This is a genomic window from Paraprevotella sp., assembly GCF_986071375.1.
In genome coordinates, this window is the sequence record NZ_CFQRNQ010000005.1 from 1 (window position 1) to 19761 (window position 19761).

15 protein-coding genes and 6 tRNA genes are annotated in these 19761 nt (G+C 46.2%); 5 read left to right on the forward strand and 16 right to left on the reverse strand.

Going from position 1 to position 19761, the window contains the following annotated elements; all coding sequences use genetic code 11:
* Positions 1–556: 556 nt before the first annotated feature.
* Genes AC5RDV_RS03935 through AC5RDV_RS03945 form a run of 3 tightly spaced genes read left to right on the forward strand, consistent with a single transcriptional unit; the run spans position 557 to position 2005 of the window.
* Positions 557–1174 carry a hypothetical protein gene (locus tag AC5RDV_RS03935; RefSeq protein ID WP_282748104.1) on the forward strand — a complete coding sequence of 206 codons (618 nt, stop codon included), beginning with the start codon at positions 557–559 and terminating at the stop codon, positions 1172–1174.
* Positions 1175–1218: 44 nt separating this feature from the next.
* Positions 1219–1872: a hypothetical protein gene (locus AC5RDV_RS03940; protein WP_282748103.1), complete on the forward strand. Its 654-nt coding sequence runs from the start codon at positions 1219–1221 to the stop codon at positions 1870–1872.
* Positions 1873–1879: 7 nt separating this feature from the next.
* On the forward strand, positions 1880–2005 hold the full coding sequence (locus AC5RDV_RS03945; protein ID WP_282748102.1) for a hypothetical protein: 126 nt from the start codon (positions 1880–1882) through the stop codon (positions 2003–2005).
* Positions 2006–2171: 166 nt separating this feature from the next.
* Here the strand turns inward: AC5RDV_RS03945 and AC5RDV_RS03950 are convergent, their stop codons facing one another.
* Genes AC5RDV_RS03950 through AC5RDV_RS03965 form a run of 4 tightly spaced genes read right to left on the reverse strand, consistent with a single transcriptional unit; the run spans position 2172 to position 7955 of the window.
* Positions 2172–2399: a winged helix-turn-helix domain-containing protein gene (locus AC5RDV_RS03950; protein ID WP_130892638.1), complete on the reverse strand. Its 228-nt coding sequence runs from the start codon at positions 2397–2399 to the stop codon at positions 2172–2174.
* Between the two features lie 11 nt (positions 2400–2410).
* Positions 2411–3760, reverse strand: coding sequence for a TolC family protein (locus AC5RDV_RS03955; protein WP_282748101.1), 1350 nt, complete (start codon positions 3758–3760; stop codon positions 2411–2413).
* Entirely contained in the window at positions 3757–6891 is a 3135-nt protein-coding gene (locus AC5RDV_RS03960; RefSeq protein ID WP_278456149.1) for an efflux RND transporter permease subunit, read from the reverse strand. The genes AC5RDV_RS03955 and AC5RDV_RS03960 overlap by 4 nt, the downstream gene beginning before the upstream one ends.
* The gene (locus AC5RDV_RS03965) at positions 6888–7955 is read right to left on the reverse strand and encodes an efflux RND transporter periplasmic adaptor subunit (protein WP_130892639.1); all 1068 of its coding nucleotides are present in this window, start codon (positions 7953–7955) and stop codon (positions 6888–6890) included. Before AC5RDV_RS03965 ends, AC5RDV_RS03960 begins: the two co-directional genes overlap by 4 nt.
* A 171-nt stretch (positions 7956–8126) precedes the next feature.
* Between AC5RDV_RS03965 and AC5RDV_RS03970 the strand changes: the two genes are divergently transcribed.
* Positions 8127–8993, forward strand: a complete 867-nt coding sequence (locus tag AC5RDV_RS03970; protein ID WP_008627317.1) for a helix-turn-helix domain-containing protein — start codon at positions 8127–8129, stop codon at positions 8991–8993.
* A gap of 59 nt (positions 8994–9052) precedes the next feature.
* Here AC5RDV_RS03970 and cysQ read toward each other — a convergent pair whose 3' ends face one another.
* From cysQ to AC5RDV_RS04030, 12 genes are all read right to left on the reverse strand, one after another.
* Complete coding sequence (gene cysQ, locus AC5RDV_RS03975) at positions 9053–9862, reverse strand: 3'(2'),5'-bisphosphate nucleotidase CysQ (RefSeq protein ID WP_008627320.1); 810 nt, start codon at positions 9860–9862, stop codon at positions 9053–9055.
* Positions 9863–10024: 162 nt separating this feature from the next.
* Complete coding sequence (locus AC5RDV_RS03980) at positions 10025–11539, reverse strand: TrkH family potassium uptake protein (RefSeq protein WP_282748100.1); 1515 nt, start codon at positions 11537–11539, stop codon at positions 10025–10027.
* A 53-nt stretch (positions 11540–11592) separates the two neighbouring features.
* Positions 11593–12081: a GNAT family N-acetyltransferase gene (locus tag AC5RDV_RS03985; protein WP_008627324.1), complete on the reverse strand. Its 489-nt coding sequence runs from the start codon at positions 12079–12081 to the stop codon at positions 11593–11595.
* Between the two features lie 121 nt (positions 12082–12202).
* Positions 12203–12276: transfer RNA gene (locus AC5RDV_RS03990), tRNA-Asp, on the reverse strand.
* A 167-nt stretch (positions 12277–12443) separates the two neighbouring features.
* Entirely contained in the window at positions 12444–13784 is a 1341-nt protein-coding gene (locus AC5RDV_RS03995) for a TolC family protein (protein WP_130892642.1), read from the reverse strand.
* A complete protein-coding gene (locus tag AC5RDV_RS04000) occupies positions 13774–16815 on the reverse strand; it encodes an efflux RND transporter permease subunit (protein ID WP_282748099.1) in 3042 nt (1013 codons plus the stop codon). The genes AC5RDV_RS03995 and AC5RDV_RS04000 overlap by 11 nt, the downstream gene beginning before the upstream one ends.
* 16 nt (positions 16816–16831) lie before the next feature.
* The gene (locus AC5RDV_RS04005) at positions 16832–17914 is read right to left on the reverse strand and encodes an efflux RND transporter periplasmic adaptor subunit (RefSeq protein ID WP_008627332.1); all 1083 of its coding nucleotides are present in this window, start codon (positions 17912–17914) and stop codon (positions 16832–16834) included.
* A gap of 363 nt (positions 17915–18277) precedes the next feature.
* Positions 18278–18351: transfer RNA gene (locus AC5RDV_RS04010), tRNA-Asp, on the reverse strand.
* A 6-nt stretch (positions 18352–18357) separates the two neighbouring features.
* Positions 18358–18430 (reverse strand) — tRNA-Gly (locus AC5RDV_RS04015).
* 13 nt (positions 18431–18443) lie between these two features.
* Positions 18444–18526, reverse strand: a tRNA-Tyr gene (locus AC5RDV_RS04020).
* Between the two features lie 5 nt (positions 18527–18531).
* Positions 18532–18608 (reverse strand) — tRNA-Arg (locus tag AC5RDV_RS04025).
* Positions 18609–18616: 8 nt separating this feature from the next.
* Positions 18617–18694 (reverse strand) — tRNA-Val (locus tag AC5RDV_RS04030).
* Positions 18695–18992: 298 nt separating this feature from the next.
* Here AC5RDV_RS04030 and AC5RDV_RS04035 point away from each other — a divergent pair.
* On the forward strand, positions 18993–19730 hold the full coding sequence (locus AC5RDV_RS04035; protein ID WP_008626202.1) for a nucleoside-specific channel-forming Tsx family protein: 738 nt from the start codon (positions 18993–18995) through the stop codon (positions 19728–19730).
* Positions 19731–19761: the final 31 nt, after the last annotated feature.

Below are 19761 nucleotides of genomic sequence, written 5' to 3' on the forward strand. Positions count from 1 at the left end.
CTCATTTTCCGGTGAAATCCCGGTGAAGGATGTAAAGTCAGAAAGTTCACCTTAAAGCATTGGTACAGAGGGTGTATGAAGGATGCGAACCTTTCCGGGTGAAAATCCGTTTGTAGGAGGAGTGGGAGCTGAGAATACCCTCCGGAAAACATTCACACCTCCTTTTTACCCGATATTCACCACGACAAGGCTTGTAAAACGGATGTCGGCATGTCCGGAAACCGTTCTCAGCAGATTGAAGAATCGTTTGGCTTAGAACGAGAAATCGTTTGGCGCAAAATGTACGGGCGGTTTTGTATGCTATTGGGGCTACATCTGTCAATGCAAATTTCTTTTCATCTTGTTTTTATTATTTATATTTTATGTCAAAAAATTGCAATGAACTAAACAGAAGTTAAATATTGTGGGCTTTCGTTATTGGTATTGTAAAAATCGAAATTTTTTCCATATTTGCAGGTAAGTGGTAGAATATGTTTTATTCTTTGTTGACTTTGTGAAGTTGAAGTGAGAAGTTGGTTCCTTATATTAACTTAATGTGATAAATTGAACTGAAAATATGAAAAGGATTTTACTGTTAGTCAATATGACCCTTGGGTTGGGAGCTTTGGCCAATCACGCCGTAGCCAATATAACGCATGACGAGAAGCCCGGTTATTATAGTGATAACCGCACGGACTTGGAATTTAATGGGAATACGTGTGGAGTCATGGTAAACGGTTTCTTTGTGAAAAGTGACATCGGCATCGATTTCCGTTCCGTGGGACATCTTTGCCAAAGGCCACCCGTACCCTTTACCATAAAAGGAGTGGGGGAAAACGGATTGGACTCTATTGTGGTAGAGGCGGCTCCGAGTGAAAAGAATCCGGTCGTTATAAATGGAGTTCCATATTCTGATATTGTAAATTATGTACAAGAAAAGAAGACCAAATGGGTAACTTTGGAGGAAATAAAGAAACAGTATTTCCCGAAGGTTCGAGGAAAGTGCCTGTATATGGTTAATAAATACTTCATCACAAAGGATTGGGAGTCTTATAGATTGGATAAGGATTTCGTATTGAAAGTGGAGGCATTGCCCTCTTCGGAATGTGAAATTTTTGAAGGCCAATCCCCCTTTACCATTATCAAGGTTTTTACGGACGTGATATCTAACCACAATCCGGGGCGCATCGGATGATTTTACGGATTAAAATAGGAGTAGGATTATAAAAAAGATGGGTTATGAAAAATAGTTTTTTCCCTTGTGGCATCATTATTGGTGTTTTCTTTTGTTGGTTTCCGTCTTATTCTGTCGCCAGGACTCAACATCCTCCGGCATGTGTAGATTCAAAAACGGACCAAAATGGTTTCTTGAACGAATTGTCCACCGAGGATTTTAACAAGAGTGCTATCGGTGCTTTAGTGGACGGAGTGTTTGTAAAGAGTCTGATAGGGGTGAATATGGATTCTTTACGTACGTTCAACATTGTGAGTGGCGGCCCTTTGACCATAAAGGGAATAAAGACGGAAAATGATTCGATCGTAGTGACGCAAAAGGATTTCCATAAGAATCCGGTACGGATTAATGGTATGGATTATACCCGTTTTGCTTGCACGTCGTTTGGAAAGAAAGTGGAACTCCTTTCTTTGGATGACATACGAAAGACCTATTTCCCTCAGATGGAGGACGCGCCTTGCATGTATATGGCCAACAAGTTCTTCCTGATGAATGATTTGTCTTCTTACAAGTTCGACAAGGATTTCATCTTGAAAGTGGAACTGTTGAAGTCGACGGATTTCGAGGAGTTCAAACATGCCCCGTTGTTCCATATTATCCGGATTTTTACGAAAACCCGGGAGAACCTGAAACACCATAATGTCATGCGCTTAAAGTAAACCAAGCATGGAAAAGCAAGATAAAATACCTCTTCATGATGTCGCATTCCTGCTGATAGTCAGGTTTGACACTATTGTCAGATTGGAAAATGCCGTGCATGTGGCCCACTATTGTATCCTCCCAACCCCGTAGGAGGAGCTTTTCTGCCCAATCGGGAATCTTATATCCGAAGCGGTTTGGAAAATGAAAAATTCTATGGTTGGGGATGGAAGATGGGGAATGTTTTGCACGGTGGAAAAAAACGCCGATGCTTGTATTTATGGCATCGGCGTTTTTAGTTTAAAGGCGGGTCGGGTATTTATCCGAATTTGAACATGATGTCTTCTTCTTCGTCCGATACCCAGAATGTAGAGTCCTTTTTCTGAATGAAGATGTTGTTTTCACGGGCCAACCAACCGACGGCCAGTGCCGTGTCTTCTACACTGAGTCCTAACTTCCCTGCCAGGTCTTGCAGGGTGATTTCACGCGTTTCTTTCAGGATGCGCCAGATTTTTCCGGCATTGGTCCCAATTTCTGATTTGTACATAATTTATTGAATTAGTGTGGGTATAATGTACCCGCTGCTTTCTTGTACTTGACGTAACTCAGGTACAGTTGGTAGTGGGCGTTTACTTGGGTTTCGTATGCTTGCTGCCAGAGGGCTTGTGCCTCCAAATGGTCGGACAAGGATTCCAAGCCGACAGTATATTGGCTATGGCTTACTTTCCGGTTTTCTTCTGCCTGCTCCAAAGAGCGGTCCGCAATCTGGCATTCCATTTTGGCCTCGTCTAAGTTGTGTGCCGCCTGCGTCAGTTCGAGAAGCATTTGTTCGTTCAGGTTTTCTTTTTCCAACAGTGTCTGTTCCAGTTTGGCTTTGGCAGCCCGGACTTTGTTGGAACGTTCACCAAAATGATACAAGGGCAGGCTCACGTTCAGCAAGACGGAAAAACTGCCGTCTTTGAAAAAAGTTTCATCGTTCAGTTCAAAGCCGTGCATGTAGTTGAATGCGCCTTGCAATCCGACTTTCGGCATCAACTCGCTGCGGTTCAGCTTGATTTGTTGACGTGCCATGTCTTCCTGTTTGTCGAGCAGTGCATATTCCGGGCGTGCAGAGATGTCGGAGATTTGTATGTCCATCTGTTGCTCAATCTCAGGGAAATCTTCTGAGATACGGATTGGGGAATCCAACGGTTTGCCTATCAGATGGCAGAGGTTCATGGCAGCCAACCGGAGGGCGTTATCGGCTTTGCGGACGGCGAGTTCGCTTTCGTTGAGTTTGACTTGGACTTTGAGTACGTCGTTACGTGGTTTCAGGCCGTGACGGTGTGCGCTTTCTACATTGTTTAAAAGTTCTGTGAGGACAGTTTGGTATTTTTCTGCCACTTTTTTCATCTCTTGTGCTTTTACCATCAAGGCGTAAGCATCATCTGTCTTCACGATGACTTGGGTGGCCGTCAGTGTTTCGTTGATTTGTGCCATTTCGTTGCCCAAAACGGCCATCCGGTAGGCTGCTTGGATTTTCCCACCCATGTAGAGCGGTTGTTCCAATTGTATGCCGCCCAGGAACATCGGTCCGATTTCATAGTCGAGGCTTATACCCGGGAAGAAGGCGAATTGTTGGAGTTGTCCCGTGGCAGAGAAGATGGGGAGTTGGCCGCTTCCGGAACTGTATCCGCCGTCGGCGGTGTTATACAGCCCGGTAGCGTTGGCTGTCAAATTGGGAAAGAAATTTCCTTTATAACTTTTCATCGTGTAGCGTGCACTCTCCGTCTGCCGGAAAGAAGCTGCCATTTCTTTGTTATGGGTCAAAGCCATTTCCCTGCATTGTTTCAGGCTTAATGTCTCTTGTGCACGCGGTTGGGGGATGAGACATGTTATATATAGGATAGAAATGATAATCTTTTTCATGCTTCGGTCTGTTTGATGTGGAAGAATAAGGCATAAAGTACCGGAATAAATAAGAGGGTAATGAGTGTGCCGAACAGCAGGCCGCCCATAATGGAAGCTGCCAATGAGCCGAACATGGAATCCGTCAACAGGGGAATCATACCCAGAATCGTGGTAAGCGAAGCCATCATGACCGGTCGCAACCGGCTTTGTGCACTGTCGATGAGGGCTGTGATGGGTTCTACCCCCCGGTTGAGCTGCAATGTGATTTCGTCCATCAGTACGATGCCGTTTTTAATAAGCATGCCGATAAGTCCCAAGGTTCCTACGATGGCTACAAAGTTGAAAGTCTTTCCGGTCATGAGCATGACCGCTACGACACCGACTAATATGAATGGCAGGCAGCAGAAGATGATAAGCGGTTTCCGGTAGTCTTTGAATAACATAATCAGGATGGTGATCATGAGGATGATGGCGAAAGGGAAGTTACGGAACAAGTATTCCATGGACTGGTTGTTGGCCGCTTTTTCTCCTTGCCATTCCAAACTATAACCTTCAGGAAGGTCAATCTGTTCTATTAAGGGGGCGATGCTTTGCCAGGCCTTTTCCGTTTCTATTCCCGGAGCCGGTGAACATTGCACGCTTTGGCTGCGTTGTCCGTTGTAACGTGGTATGACCGGGTCTTCCCAACGTATGTCTACTTTTTTGCTGATTTGCTTTAATGGCGTACTGCCCATCAGGCTTTCCACAAGTTCTTCTTTTGACAAGGTTCCGGATTTCAGTTTCACCATGGTTTCCTCGTTGAGAAGTCCGTTCAACGAAGGTAAGGAAGAAAACACCTGGGCGTTGTTCAGGTCTTCTATGGGGGTGCCTTTTTCGTTTAGGCAACGTAGGTAAATGTTGTCCCGATGAATACCTTGATAGAACGAACCGATGGGAATGCCGCTGGTCGCTGTAAGCAATGACATGCTGACATCATTCCGGCTTAACCCCAATGTACGTGCAGCCGGTTGGTCGTATTCAACCGTGAGTACTGGTATTTGCGGATCCCAGTTGGTGGTGATAAGTCTTATCTCCGGACTTTTTTCCATGATGACCCGTGCACTGTCGGCCAGCCTGTGGAGCACGGCTGGATCCGGCCCCAGGAATTGTGCTTCGATGGGGTACTTCTTGAACATCAGATTGTAGCGTTTCATCTTGACGTAAGCGTCAGGATAATGGGCCGTCAAGTAGTCTTGAATCTCGTCCATGTGATTTTCCAACTCTTCCGGTGAGGTGAAATCGATAATCAGTTCTCCGTACGACAATGAGGGGTTGGCAATGCTGCGCACCAAATTATAACGGCCGGGAGTTCCTCCTACTGAACGGGTTACGTGCGTGATTTCCTTACGGCTTTTCAGGTAGGCTTCTATCTCTTCCAGGTCATGTGCCACGCGGGATGAGTTGGTACCTTCCGGTAATTTGTATTCCATATACATTTGATTGTACACCATGTCGGGGAAGAAACCTTGCCGCATGTAACCGTAGCCCCAGGCTGACAATCCTAACAAGGCAACCATGGACAGCACAAAACTCCAACGGTGGCGCAGGCCGAAAGAGAGTGACTTACGCAGAAGGGCATACGGCCAACCCTTGTAAACCCGTTTGCCGGAAACGTTTTGATCTGCTTCCGGATGAAGACGGCGTTCGGCCATTAAGGGCACATGCGTCAGGGCCAATACCCAACTTAATAATAAGGATACGGCCAAAACGATAAATAAGTCCCGCGTGTAGACACCTGCCGTGTCAGGAGACATGAAGATGGGAAGGAAAGCGATAATGGCTATCAGTGTAGCTCCTAATAGAGGCATTGCTGTTTGCCGTCCGATGGCTGTCATGGCTTCCATCCTGTTTTTCCCGGCCTTCAGGTCCACCAGGATGCCGTCTACGATGACGATGGCATTGTCTACAAGCATTCCCATCGCCAATACGAATGCTGCTAATGACACACGTTGCATGGTGCCGTCCATGGTTTCCAGAAATAAGAAGGAACCAAACACAGTGACGACTAAGCTGATTCCGATAATCAATCCGCTTTTGAATCCCATGGTCAGCATGAGGATGAACACCACGATAATGACAGATTCAATCAGGTTGATGACGAAGGTTCCTAAAGAATCTCCGACACGTTCCGGTTGATAGAATACTTTATGGTAGTCAACTCCAACAGGCAAGCGTTTGTCCTTTAGTTGGGACAGTTTCTTTTCGACGGCACTTCCCACTTTGACGATATCCGATCCCGTGGATGCAGCTATCAGGATGCCGATGGCGCGTTCGCCGTCGTAGAACATCTCATTCCGCGTGGGTGATTCGTAATCTTTTTCGATTCGGGCAATGTCGCGTAGGCGAAGTTGGTCGTCGTCATGTCCTTGTATGAGCATGTTGCCGATGTCTTCCACGGTTTGGAACTTGTTGTTTACCGTAACACGGATACGGTTGTCTCCATTTTCGTAATATCCAGTATAAGTGGTTTGGTTCTGTCCGTTCAAGGTTGCCAGTACTTCAGCCGGTTTTACACCGAGGTTGGCCATGCGGTCTTGCAGCAGGGATATGTTGATACATTCCGGCCGTTTGCCATATAGTTCCACACGTTCAATCCCTTTCAGTACAGCGAGTTCCCGTTTGATGAGTTCTGCATAGTCGGACAGCTCGCGATCGCTCAGACCGTCTCCGGTGAGGGCATAAAACATGCCGTATACATTCCCGAAATCATCTTTTACTATCGGTGCGGAGGCTCCGGCGGGCAACGTATTCCGTACGTCTTCTACTTTGCGTCTGAGAAGGTCCCAATACTGTTCCACATCGTCATCCTTGACGGTGGTCAGCAATTCCACTTGAATAAGTGAAAGGTCGTTGTAAGAGTAGCTTTCGATATAGTCGATGCCGCCCATGTTGCGGATGCTTTTTTCCAATACGTCTGTCACTTCTAGCTCGACCTGATGAGCAGAGGCTCCGGGGTAGGTGGTGACAATCATGGCCGTTTTGACTTTAATTTCAGGATCCTCCAGTTTGCTCATCTCGTAACACGACCATGCGCCGCCTACTATGAGTACCGCAATGAAGAAATAAACCAGGTTACGGTTTTTGAAAGCCCATTTGCTGATGTCTGTCATAACAATCCTCCGATATTGGTTTTACTTGTGGCCGACAGTGGAGTTACAGTTTCCCCGTCTTGAATATGATGGATACCGGAAGAGACGATGAGGTCTCCAGGTTTGATTTGCGCTGAAGTGACTGTGGCTTTTCCGTCGGTATGCAGTCCGATGAGGATGATATTACATTTACGTACTTTCTTTTGTGCCGTCTCATAAAGGAAAACGCTTGTTTTTCCATTTTCGTGCAATATGGCATTTGCAGGGATTGTCATTGGAGCTTTTTCCGTGGTGTCGCATAGGATGGTCACCATTGTGTTCATGCCAGGAGAGGGTTGGGGGAGAGAAGTGTTTTCCCATTTCAAACGCATGGTGTATAATTGGTTGGCATTGGCTCTCGGGATGACATAGAGCGGTCGTAGGGTATGGTGCTTGCCTGGATAAATGTCGAAAGTGCAATAGTATTCTTTGAATTGCCCGCGTCGTATGTATTCGGCTGCAGGCAGATTGATTTCCACTTCCGGACGTTCGCTGCTCATCATGGTGAGTACGGGCATACCGGCTCCCACTGTTTCATGAGGTTCAAACAGGTGCTTGTCGATGTAACCGTCAAAGGGGGCATACAACCGGGTATAGGATAGTTGGTCCTTATGATGGTTGTATTTGGCTGTGATTTGTTTCAATCCATATTCTGCTTTGTCGTTGGCTGCCGGTGTGGTGCCTCCGTCTTTATATAAGGCCATGACCCGTTCAGCCTCACTCTTCACTTGTAGGTATTCAGCTTCCGTGGCATCCAGTTGTATTTGGTAATCCGTGGGGTCGAGGTCTGCCAGAAGTTGCCCTTTTCGTACCCGTGTTCCGTCCTTTACATATATTTTACGAATGGTTCCGCTGACCCTGAATGACAGGTTGGCATCTTCCGCAGCCTTTACTTTACCCGGGTATTGAAGGATGCTCTGTTCGGCAGCGGAAATCACGGTGTCTGTTTTGACAGTTTGCCGACGGCTGCTTTCCTGTCGCGTTTGTGAGCAGGCTGTGAATAAAAAAAGGATAAATCCTCCTATGATAACATTAAACTTCTTCATAAAAATGGTTCTTTGGTTCTATATGCAAATATATCTGGTTTGTCGGATATTTGAAAGTTCTAAAGGGCTTATTTTTTGTCTGATTTGTATGTTTTTAACTACCGATGTGACTAAAGTTTTTCAGAATTATATTTATTTTGTTCCAATGAACAGTTTTATTAATAATTAAGGATGGAGCAAGCTATGATTCCTATACGGGTAAGCCGTTTGTCCGATTGGAAAATATATGGTTCTCAGCGGGGGCGTTTGCGTTCCACGCTTGATCGATGTGGTGTGTTCTTTTGTCGTGCGGGAGAAGTGGAATTGGAAATAGACAATACACCTTATATAATAAAGCCGGGAGATATTTGTTTTTATGTGGCTTCGGCTTTGGTACGCGTATTGCGGGTCGGTGGAGAAATAGATGGTGTAGTGGTAGAGGTGGACGTGGATTATATTTTGCCTATCAGTAATAAAGTGTTGAATGTACAGGATATTTTGTTCATGCGCGACCATCCTTGTATTACGCTGACAGATGCGCAGTGTCGGTATGTGGATAAGCTTCTGGAACTTTATATGCGTAGGATAAAAGAAGGAGACGGGCAAGTGGGCAGTTCCAAATGCCGTTCCTTGAAAGTCGAGTTGATCAAAGCCGGCGGGCAAGCATTATTTTATGAATTGCTGATGATATACTATACCAACCGGCCGATGCATCCTGTACAACGGACACAGAAAGATATTATTTTTCAACGTTTCATTGTTGATTTGTTCAATCATTACCGGGCAGAGCGCGAAGTTCTTTTCTATGCGGAAAGACAGAACCTCTCGGCACGTTACTTTTCTTCGGTTGTGAAAGAAAAGTCCGGGCGTAGTGTTTTGCAATGGATCATACAGATGGTGATTTCAGAAGCCAAACAGCTATTGGAGTGTTCGGAGTTGAGCATTAAGGAAATTGCTGTCAGGTTGAATTTTTGTACGCAATCGTTTTTCGGAAAGTATTTCAAGCAATACGTAGGCGTGTCTCCGAAGGAATATCGTGAACGTTCCTTGGCTTTGTGAGATTTTGGTATACTTATTGTAAAACGGCTAAAAGAGGCGGATTTAACGCCTCTTTTCCGTTATTTCACAATGAACCATGGGTTTAATAAGTTTTCCTTGTTGTAATGTAACGGTGTCCTTTCATCCGTTAGGTATATATTTTTTCCGGAAGCCCTTACAATGGCATGTCCGGCTGCCGTATCCCATTCCATTGTGGGGGCAAAACGCGGATAGATGTCTGCCGAGCCTTCTGCCACCCTGCATATTTTGAGTGAACTTCCGCAAGAGATAAGGTTTACATGTCCATATTCGCTTTCCAACTTACGGATGTATTCCTCCGTCTCAGGGGAAAGATGGGAACGGGAGGCTACGACCACAAAGCCTTTCGTGTCGGCCTGTTCCAAAGGCAACCGGTCTGCCTGTTCCATCAAATCGTCGGGAGAAAGGCCGGCGGAACGGGTATCAATATCTTCTATCCTGTAAGCCCCGATGCTGTCTTCCGAGAAATAGAGCGTACGGCTGACCGGTACGTAAATTACCCCCAATACGGGGATGCCGTTTTCTACCAGTGCAATATTGACCGTGAATTCTCCGTTTCGTTTGATAAATTCTTTTGTGCCGTCCAATGGGTCTACCACCCATAAGGTTTTCCATCCTTTTCGTTTGTCATAGTCGGTCAACCGGCCTTCCTCGCTCAATACAGGAATGGACGTGGCGTCCAATTCGTCCATGATACGGGCATGAGAACGTTTGTCAGCTATGGTCAGCGGGGAATTGTCCGCTTTGCGTTCGATGGCGAAATCTGCCTTGGGGTCATCGTAAATGTTCAGAATGTCCTTTCCGGCAAGCAGGGCTGCCCTGATGGCACAAGATAATAATTCGTTTTGCATGATGTTCCTGTTGTAGATGCTTTAGTAAAGATGGCAAAAGATGAGTGCACAATCTCCACCTTACAAAGATAACAAAAATCGGTGTAAAACTTGGGCTTGCAATACAAAATCTGTATGAAAAACGTTTATGAATGCCTTTTGAATGGGCTCGGAATGAAAATTCTACCACTCTTTCCAGAAAACCGGACTGAACAGGATCAGCACACTGAACAATTCCAGACGACCGATAAGCATAAGGAAAGACATGACCCATTGACACACGTCGGGCATGCTGCTCATGGTGTATGCCGGACCGTAGTAGCCGAAGCCCAAACCGGTATTGCCCATGGCAGAGAGGGAAGAGGTCAGGGCTTCCAGGAAGTCTATTCCGAAAAACGTGAGCAGGAAACACCCTGCAAAGCCACATAACAAATAAAAAAGCGTGAAAGTCGTGACGGTATTCAATAAGGGGAGAGGGACAACGTGTTTGTTGATTCGCACCGGCAGAATGGCATTGGGGTGAATAAGCCTTTTGAATTGGTTCTTGATGGCGTGAAACAGAATCATGATACGCATGTTCTTGATACCGCCGGCTGTGGAACCTGTACATCCTCCGGCCAGTATGGCAAAAATCAGGAGCACCCAGGTGAATTGGGGCCATAAAGTATAGTCGTCGGTCACGAGGCCGCAAGAGGTATGGATGGTAGAGACTTGGAAGAGTGCCTTGCGGAAAGCTTCTTCAAGTGGATATTGTCGTTGGAAGAACAGGCTAGCCGTGATGAGGAGTGTGATGACACATACGGAACCCAGGAACCATCGTGTTTCACCATCTTTGAAGAATTTGCTGAATTTGCCTTGCAGGCATAAAACCAACAGGGAGAAATTCAAACTGGCGATGACCATAAAGGCTGAGGTGACGTATTCAATGAAAGGAGAGTCCCAATAGGCTATGCTGTCTTGTTTGGTGGAGTAGCCTCCGGTTCCCATAATGCTGAACGAATGGCACACCCCGTCGAACAGGTTCATGCCTCCGAGGCAAAGTAAACCGATACATAAGCCGGTCAGGATGATGTACACGGTCCAGATGAGTTTGGTGGTCATGCTGATTTTCGGGTGCAGTTTGTCGTGCGTCACGCCCGTAGCTTCTGCGCTGAAAAGCTGTAGATTACCTCCGCCGAATATGGGCAGTAAGGCTATGGTGAAGCATACGATGCCCAAACCGCCCACCCATTGAGTCAGGGCGCGCCAGAAAAGCATGCCTTTGGGCATGGAGTCGATATGGTCGAGCACGGTGAAGCCGGTGGTTGTAAAACCAGACATGGTTTCGAAGAATGCACCTGATACGGACGGGATTTCACCGCTCATCAGGAACGGAAGCATACCTAAAATGGTAAACATCAACCAAGTGAGGGTTACGATACAATAGCCGTCCCGGCGTGTCATCCAGGTTTTGGCACCTTTACCATAAGCCGTCAGTCCTCCTCCGGTAATCAAGTTGATGCCCGCAGCGTATAAAAAATATTTATAGCTGTCTTCGTGGTATAGTAAGGAGACGCCCATACAAATGAGGAGCATGCCGCCCTCTACCCAAAGCAGGATGCCGATTACGTAGGCAATGAGTTTGGCGTTGATGATATTGTTGAGCGGTGCATGTCCGTTGTTTTCTTTGGATTGAAAGTCGTAAGTCGTTTGGTTCATATTAATAAGATGAATGGATATGGAATATAATATTGAATTATTGGGTAACGGGTTCACGGGCGTAATATCAACTCCCAGTCTGTGACATCCAAACGTTTTCCGAATTTGGTACCTACTTTTTCAAAAAAGGCTACTTGTTCAAATCCGAGTTTGCGGTGCAGGGCATAGCTAGCTTCATTTCCGTGGGTGATACAAGCAATGAGTACATAACAGCCTGATTTCCGGCATTCCTCAATCAGCCGTGACATCAGTTGTCGTCCTATGCCCTGGCGGGCAGACGAAGAAGAGACGTAGACGGTTGTTTCCCACGTATGGCAATAAGCAGCCCTTTCCTGCCACAAATGGGCATAGGCATATCCGATGACCTGTCCGCCCTCTTCGAACACCAAATAAGGAAACCGGGAAGAGATGTCGGCAATACGTCGGTACATCTCGTCTTCAGAAACGGCTTCAGTCTCAAAGGTAGCTACGCTATGTAGGATATATTCATTATAGATGTCTGCGATGGCTTTAGCGTCGCTAAGCTTTGCATATCTGATCATGACTGATTTTTATTTGATATGCAAAAATACGAAAAACGCCTGTCATTACAGCCTTTCGGGAGGATTTATTCGCCAAGAGGATACAAAAAACTCTGAAGTAACTGTACTTCAGAGTTTTAAGCGGTGCGTACGGGACTCGAACCCGTGACCCCATGCGTGACAGGCATGTATTCTAACCAACTGAACTAACGCACCTTTGCACTCGCAATCAGGCGATTTCCTGATTGCGAGTGCAAAGGTAGATAAAACGAATGGATGAACCAAACTTTTTGGCGTTTTTTTCTCTGCTTCGTTTGTCTTTTCTGTCGTTTTTCCCCCGCAGACTCTGGTTTTACGCTTTCCTCTTTTCGTTTTTGCTGTCTTTATTCATTTAAATAAGTCAGAACCTTTCCGCTGAGTTGGAGCAAAGAGATTTCGCACATTTTGGTATCGTATTCCGAAACCAGAAGTCGTTCTTCCGCATCCAAAAGGCTTTGTTGGGCTTCTCGCATTTCAAATCCGGAGAGGTCTCCTTTCATGTAACGCAGATTGGCATATTCGTAATTTTCCTGGGCGGCCACAAGGTTTTGGCGTTCCATCAGCATCACCTGCCAGTTGTTGCGATAGGCTTGCCACAAGTCGCTCAAATCCGATTTCAAAGACAGTTTCAGATCTTCCCGTTCCAGTTCGGCGTATTCAATGGCCAGTTGTGCATTTCTTTTTTGCATTTTCCGTTTGCCGTCGAATAAGTTGAAACCGATGGTGATGCCGGCGTTCAGTCCCCAGTTGTCCCGCTTCTTTGTGGAGGAAAGCTCGTAGCGGTTTAAAGTGTATCCATATCCTGCATTCAGACGTACGTAAGGATAGTCGCGGGACATGATTTTCTTATAGTCGGCTCGTACGACTTCCGTATTATTGTCCGCCATTAGCAAGGAGGCGTTGGTGGCCAATGTGGCTTGCCATAATTCATCGTATTGCAAATCCGGATTGACATCTATCGCCGTATCTCGTATGCCGATAAGTGCCGTTACGTCATGGTTGGCCATCAGTTCGTTCAATTTTATCCGGGATGAGTTCAGTACTTCCCGTTGTTTCATGTATTGGGCACTGTCTGCGTTGAAGTCGACCTTGGCTTGCAAATAATCCAGACGCGAGAAATTACCGATGTGGTACCTGACTTCCACGATACGCATGCGTTCCTGCGATAAAGACATGGCATGGCGGAAGTTCTTCAAACGGATTTTTTCTTGTATGTAATTGTAATATTCGGCCGTAAGCGATGCCACATAGTCTTCTATCGTAATGCGGGTTTGCAGTTCCCCCTGTTCTTTCAGGAGCTGCAGTTGCTTGTAATTGGTCCACACGCTGAAACCGTCGAAAACAGTCCAGTTCAGGTCGATGCCGGCATCTACAGTCCCGTCATACGCTCTGCGCTCGGTGGTGGTAACGTTTGTGGAGCGGGGAGTAGTACGGGTTGACCCCAAATCACCACTGTAGGATGCACTGAGGTCTACAGTGGGCAACATTCCCGCATTGGCCCGCGTGGCGTTGTTTGCAGCCGTCTCTTGTTGGTTTTTTACCATTCGGATGGAGAAGTTGCTCTCCAGTCCGCGTGATAAACATTCTTGCAAAGTGACTGAACCTTCCGCTTCCATCATGTCTTGTTGGGCCTGTATAGGCAATGTGCACAAAAATAAAACAGGCCACAGTATCTTATTTTTCATTTTTCTCCTTTTTATTGATTCGATTGGTTGATATGTAACTATACACAGCCGGAACGATATACATGGTAAGGAAAGTGGATACCACCATACCGCCTACTACGGCAATACCCATGGCAATACGTTGGTTGCAGCCTTCTCCTGTGGCAAAGGCCAGGGGGATCAATCCTAAAACGGTAGAAGCGCTGGTCATTAAGATTGGTCGCAAGCGTTGCAGGGCAGCATCGTGTACAGCCGTTACCTTGTCTTCACCGTTTTCTTGTTTTAAATTCGCGAACTCTACAATCAGGATACCGTTTTTAGCCACCAGTCCGATTAACATGATGATACCGATTTGGCTGAATACATTCATGGTGATATCGTTGAAGTACATGAATATCAGTGCTCCGGCAATCGCAAGCGGTACGGTAAGCATGATGATGAAGGGGTCTTTGAAGCTTTCGAACTGTGCTGCCAGAATCAAATAAATGAGTACTAACGCTAAAATAAAAGCGAACATCAGGCTAGAGGAACTTTCGCGGAATTCCTTCGAGTCACCGGACAATGAGGTGCGGAACGTGTCGTCCAATACCTCTTTGGCAATCTTGTCCATTTCGTCCAATCCTTGTCCGATAGTTTTTCCGTCGGCCAAGCCAGCTGAAATCGTAGCGGAAACGAAACGGTTGTAACGGTAAAGTTTCGGAGGGGCAATGCTGCTTTCCAATTCGATAAGATTATCCATTTGAATCATCTTTCCGTCGCTGCTTCTCAAATAAATGGCTCGTAAATCGGCCGGTTTGTTACGTTGCTGCCGGTTTATCTCGCCCAGAATTTCGTATTGCTTTCCATTCATATAGAAATATCCCATGCGCTGTCCGCTCAGTCCGTATTGCAGGGTTTCAGACAAATCACGGGTGTTGACTCCCATGATGTTGGCTTTGTCGCGGTTGATGTGGATGCGAATTTCCGGTTTACTGAATTTCAGGTCGACATCTGCCATTTGGAAAACAGGGTTCTCGTAGACTTTTTCCATAAATACCGGAAGGACTTTTTCCAACTTCTCGATGTTGGTCGCTTGCAAAACATATTGTATAGGCATGCTTGAACGACGCCCGCCGAATGAGGATTGTTGTTGCACGAAGGCACGTGCTTTGGTTTTCTTTTTGACGGCTTGCGACAATTTTTCGGCAGCCTCCATCTGAGTGTAATCCCGGTCTCCCATGTCTTTCAGGCGGATTTGTACATTTCCGCTTCCGCTGGATACACGGGCGGTCACAGCATCTGCGTCGGGGATTACGGAGTCTACGATGCTGTTGATGTCTTCCGTATAATCCCGGATGTATTCATACGTCACGCCTTCTGCTCCACGTGTGTTGATGGTAATCATGGAGCGGTCTTCCAATGGAGCCATTTCCGAAGGTATGGCTTCCCACAGATATACGATAGCTCCCAACATGAGGACAATGACGGGAAGTGTCCATATACGATGGCGCAGGACAACTTGCAAGGAGCGGCTGTACATATTGTTCATTCCGACGAAGAAGGGTTCCGTAATACGGTAAAAGGCATTTTTCTTTTTCTGTTGTTTAAGGAGCTTGGTAGCCAGCATGGGGGTGAATGTCAGTGCCGCGAACGATGATATGACTACCGCTCCTGATATGACCATACTGAACTCCCGGAAAAGCCGTCCGGTTGTTCCCTCCATAAATACGATGGGGAAGAACACGGCTACCAGCGTGACCGTCGTGGAGATGACGGCAAAAAAGATTTCTTTGGCACCTTCTATTCCGGCCTTCTTAGGATTCATGCCCTGCTCTATGCGGATATAGATGTTTTCAGTCATCACAATGGCATCGTCCACCACAAGACCGACAGCCAGTACGACGGCCAACATGGTCAGTACGTTGATGGAGAAGCCAAACAAATACATGATGAAAAACGAACCGACAAGAGAGACCGGAATCACAATACATGGTACCAATGTGACGCGCCAGTCGCGCAAAAACAGGAAAATGATGATAATTACCAGGACGAAAGCTTCATACACAGTCTGTTTTACCTCATTGATGGAGGCGCGAATGAATTTGGTATTGTCAAATCCGTAGCTGTAATGCACATCGTCCGGCAGGTCCTTTTTCATTTGCTCCATGCGTTCATACACGGCGTCGGCGATGTTGATGTGGTTGGCACCCGGTTGAGGCACGACGACTACGCCGACCATTGGCACGCCATTCATTTTCATATAACTTTTGATGTCGGCAGCTCCAAGTTCTGCCCGGCCGATGTCGCTGAAACGGATAATTTGGTTTCCCTCGTGTTTCACAATCAAATCATCGAACATCTTGGCCGTGTTCATTAACCCCATGGTACGGATGTTCAGTTCTATGGTATTTCCTTCTATGCTGCCCGACGGCAATTCGACATTTTCATTGTCCACTGCATTTTTCACGTCCATAGGCGTGATACCGTAACCGGCCATTTTGATGGGGTCAAGCCACAAACGCATGGAATATTTTTTCTCTCCCCAAATGGAAACACTACTTACGTCGGAAATCGTTTGTAACTGTTCCTTGACGGTCAAGTCGGCAATTTCGCTCAATTCGAGCAAGGAACGTTTTTCGCTTTGCAGGGCAACCATAAGGATAGGAGAGGCATCGGCGTCGGCCTTAGATACGGTAGGAGGATCGCAGTCCCGTGGCAAGTAGCGTTGGGCGCGGGAGACTTTGTCGCGGACATCGTTGGCCGCAGTTTCCAGGTCGACCGAAAGTTCAAATTCTACCGTGATGCGGCTTTGCCCTTGTTGGCTGACACTCGTCAGAGAGCGGATGCCTGGAATGCCGTTGATATTCTGTTCCAACGGCTCTGTAATTTGGTTCTCAATGACATCGGCATTCGCCCCTGCGTACGAGCAGGACACCGATATGATCGGGTTGTCCACCGAAGGATATTCACGTACACCGATGTAAAAATAACCAATCATTCCGAATAACAGGATGATTACGGTCATCACGGTAGCCAATACGGGGCGGCGGATACTTAACTCTGATATGTTCATATACGTCCTCCTTCTCTTAATCTACACGGTCGAGTACAATGGGTAAGTCGGTGCGTAACTGCAACGTACCGGATGTGATTAACGTGTCTCCCACCTGCAATCCTTTTAATACCTGCACGCGGTCTTCTGTGCGTAAACCTACGGTCACTTCAACCGGTTGTGCTTTGCCTGATTTATATAAGAATACTTTGTCTTTACCCATTTCCGGTACGATAGCTTCGGCCGGGATGGCAATGGCGTCTTGAATTTCCTGTTTCTTGAGATTGATGCTGGCGTAGCGTCCCGGTGTAAGGCGTCCGTTGGGATTTTCATATAGGGCACGGACTTTCAGCGTGTGCGTGTTTTCATCAATGGCAGACTCCTTGGCATACACTTTTGCCGGGAAGTTTTGTAAGGAACCGTCTATGGTGAATGTCAGAGCCGTACCCGGATTGACTTCATTAACGTAACGTTCCGGGACGGAAAACTCTACTTTCAGTGGGATGATACGGGTGAGTTTGCTCACGATGGTGGTAGGAGAAGCGTATGCTCCCACACTGATTTGGCGTAAACCGATCACTCCGTCGAAAGGTGCCCGTAATTCCGTCAATTCTATTTGGGCTTTTACGATGTCGATTTCTGCTTTTAAGGTTTCGAGTTCCGTACGTACTTGTTCGTATGCTTCCTGGCTTACTGCATCGTGCTGCAATAGGGTACGTTGGCGATATACTCTGTCATTGGCCAGTTTGAGTTGGGCTTGCAAGCGTTTTAATTCGGCTTGTAATTGCCTGTCGTTGACTTTGGCTAATAACTGTCCTTTTTTCACATGGCTGCCTTCTTTAAATCCAATCTCAACGACTTGTCCGGATGTCTCGAATGAAAGGTCTACTTCTTCGTCTGGTAATAGATTGCCGCTGACTGTGAATTCATCAGTGAGTTTGCCTGTACGGATTTTTATGGCATTGACATTTAAGATACTTTTTTTAGTCTTGCCTCCTTTGTCTGTTTTGTCGGCTTGGGCTAATTCAGGATTCATTTTGGGTAATTGCGAATAGATGCCCCAGACGGCTAAGCCGCAGGCAATAAAGGCTACAAGCCCCCATTTTACTTTTTTATTCATTTATGTTTTTCTTATATGTTGCTGTTGGGTTATTTTGAGCGAAACAGTAAGTAGGCGCATTTGCCAAAGATAGTAGTGGTAAATGCACAAATCTTATCTTTTCATATATATCCCTGCATATAATAACAGTATTGCCGGTTTCTATGTGCAATTTGTCGGGTTGTATATATAAAGTATCGCATTTGTCTTTTTAATAAGATGGGATAAAAGTACAAATAATTTCGGTAAGGAAAACTTATTCATACTTTTTTTAAATAAAATAAACAGTTTCAGGAAAAACTATCGCTAATGAAGACGCAAGGGATTATTCAATCTGAACGTATAAGAAATCTCCGACTATTTTCGATAGCCGGAGATTATCAGCGGTGCGTACGGGACTCGAACCCGTGACCCCATGCGTGACAGGCATGTATTCTAACCAACTGAACTAACGCACCTTTAAGAGCGGAAAACGAGACTCGAACTCGCGACCCCGACCTTGGCAAGGTCGTGCTCTACCAACTGAGCTATTTCCGCAATTTTATGGTTGTGGGTGGAGATGGATTCGAACCACCGAAGGCGTAAGCCAGCAGATTTACAGTCTGCCCCATTTGGCCACTCTGGTATCCACCCGCTCTTGGTGACTCCGACAGGATTCAAACCTGTAACCTTCTGATCCGTAGTCAGATGCTCTATTCAGTTGAGCTACGGAGCCGTAAGAGGTGGTGGGCGTTGACGGATTCGAACCGCCGACCCTCTGCTTGTAAGGCAGATGCTCTGAACCAACTGAGCTAAACGCCCCTCTCTCGCATTGAAAAACATTCAGGTTTTTAAGTTTTGCCTGTGTTGTTTCTCGTTTGCGGTTGCAAAGGTACGCACTTTTTTTAATCCGGCAAACATTTGAGGAATTTTTTTTCGATGTTTTTTTTGCATGTATGCTGTGATGTTTTTTAAGAATCTAATTCTTATAGGGTTATGAGGATTGTCTTTTTTGTATACAGAAGTGTAGAAAGGACGGTCTTCTACTTTCTTTTAGGGGGACATTCGTTTTTGGAGTATTTTATATAACTTTGCCGGCGTTTTTTAAAAATCAAAAGTAATGAAAAAAAAGTTTATTTACGTCGGGGCATTGTGCCTGTGGGGTACAAAAAGCCTCGCCCAACTCAACGTCCAGTTACATTACGACCTGGGTCATGGGATGTATGGCAACGAGATTTCTTCGCGCCAGCATCTGACAGCAACCGTTGAGAATTTCTCTGCCGACAAGTGGGGAAGTACCTATTTCTTTATGGATGCCGATTTTGGTGACAATGTTTTGCGTGGAGCCTATGGCGAGTTTTCCCGGGAAATCCAAACTAAGAAAATGCCGGTGGCATTCCATGTGGAGTACAACGGTGGTTTGAGTTATGGAACCGGAAAGGGAGATGGTTATGCTTTCGGTGATGCCTATCTGGCCGGCGCGGCTTACAACTGGAATAGCAAAGACTTTGCCAAGGGATTTTCCGTACAGGCCATGTACAAATACTTGGCTAAGAATGGCCCTTATTGTCATAGCTGGCAGTTGACAGGCGTTTGGCGAAACCGTTTTGCCGGAGGCTTGTGTACGTTCAGCGGTTTTGTCGATTTGTGGTACAATAATACCGTGAACGGGAATCTCATCCTGATGTCGGAACCGCAATTTTGGTTTAATCTGGCTGCGTTGAGAAGGGTAAGTGACGATTTCAAGTTGAGTATTGGTACGGAGGTTGAAATCAGTAATAATTTCGTGTATACGGAAACCGGACAAAACAACCGTTTTTATGCCATACCTACGATTGCATGTAAGTGGGAGTTTTAGACTTTTGGGGCTGAACAGACGTTTCCGTATG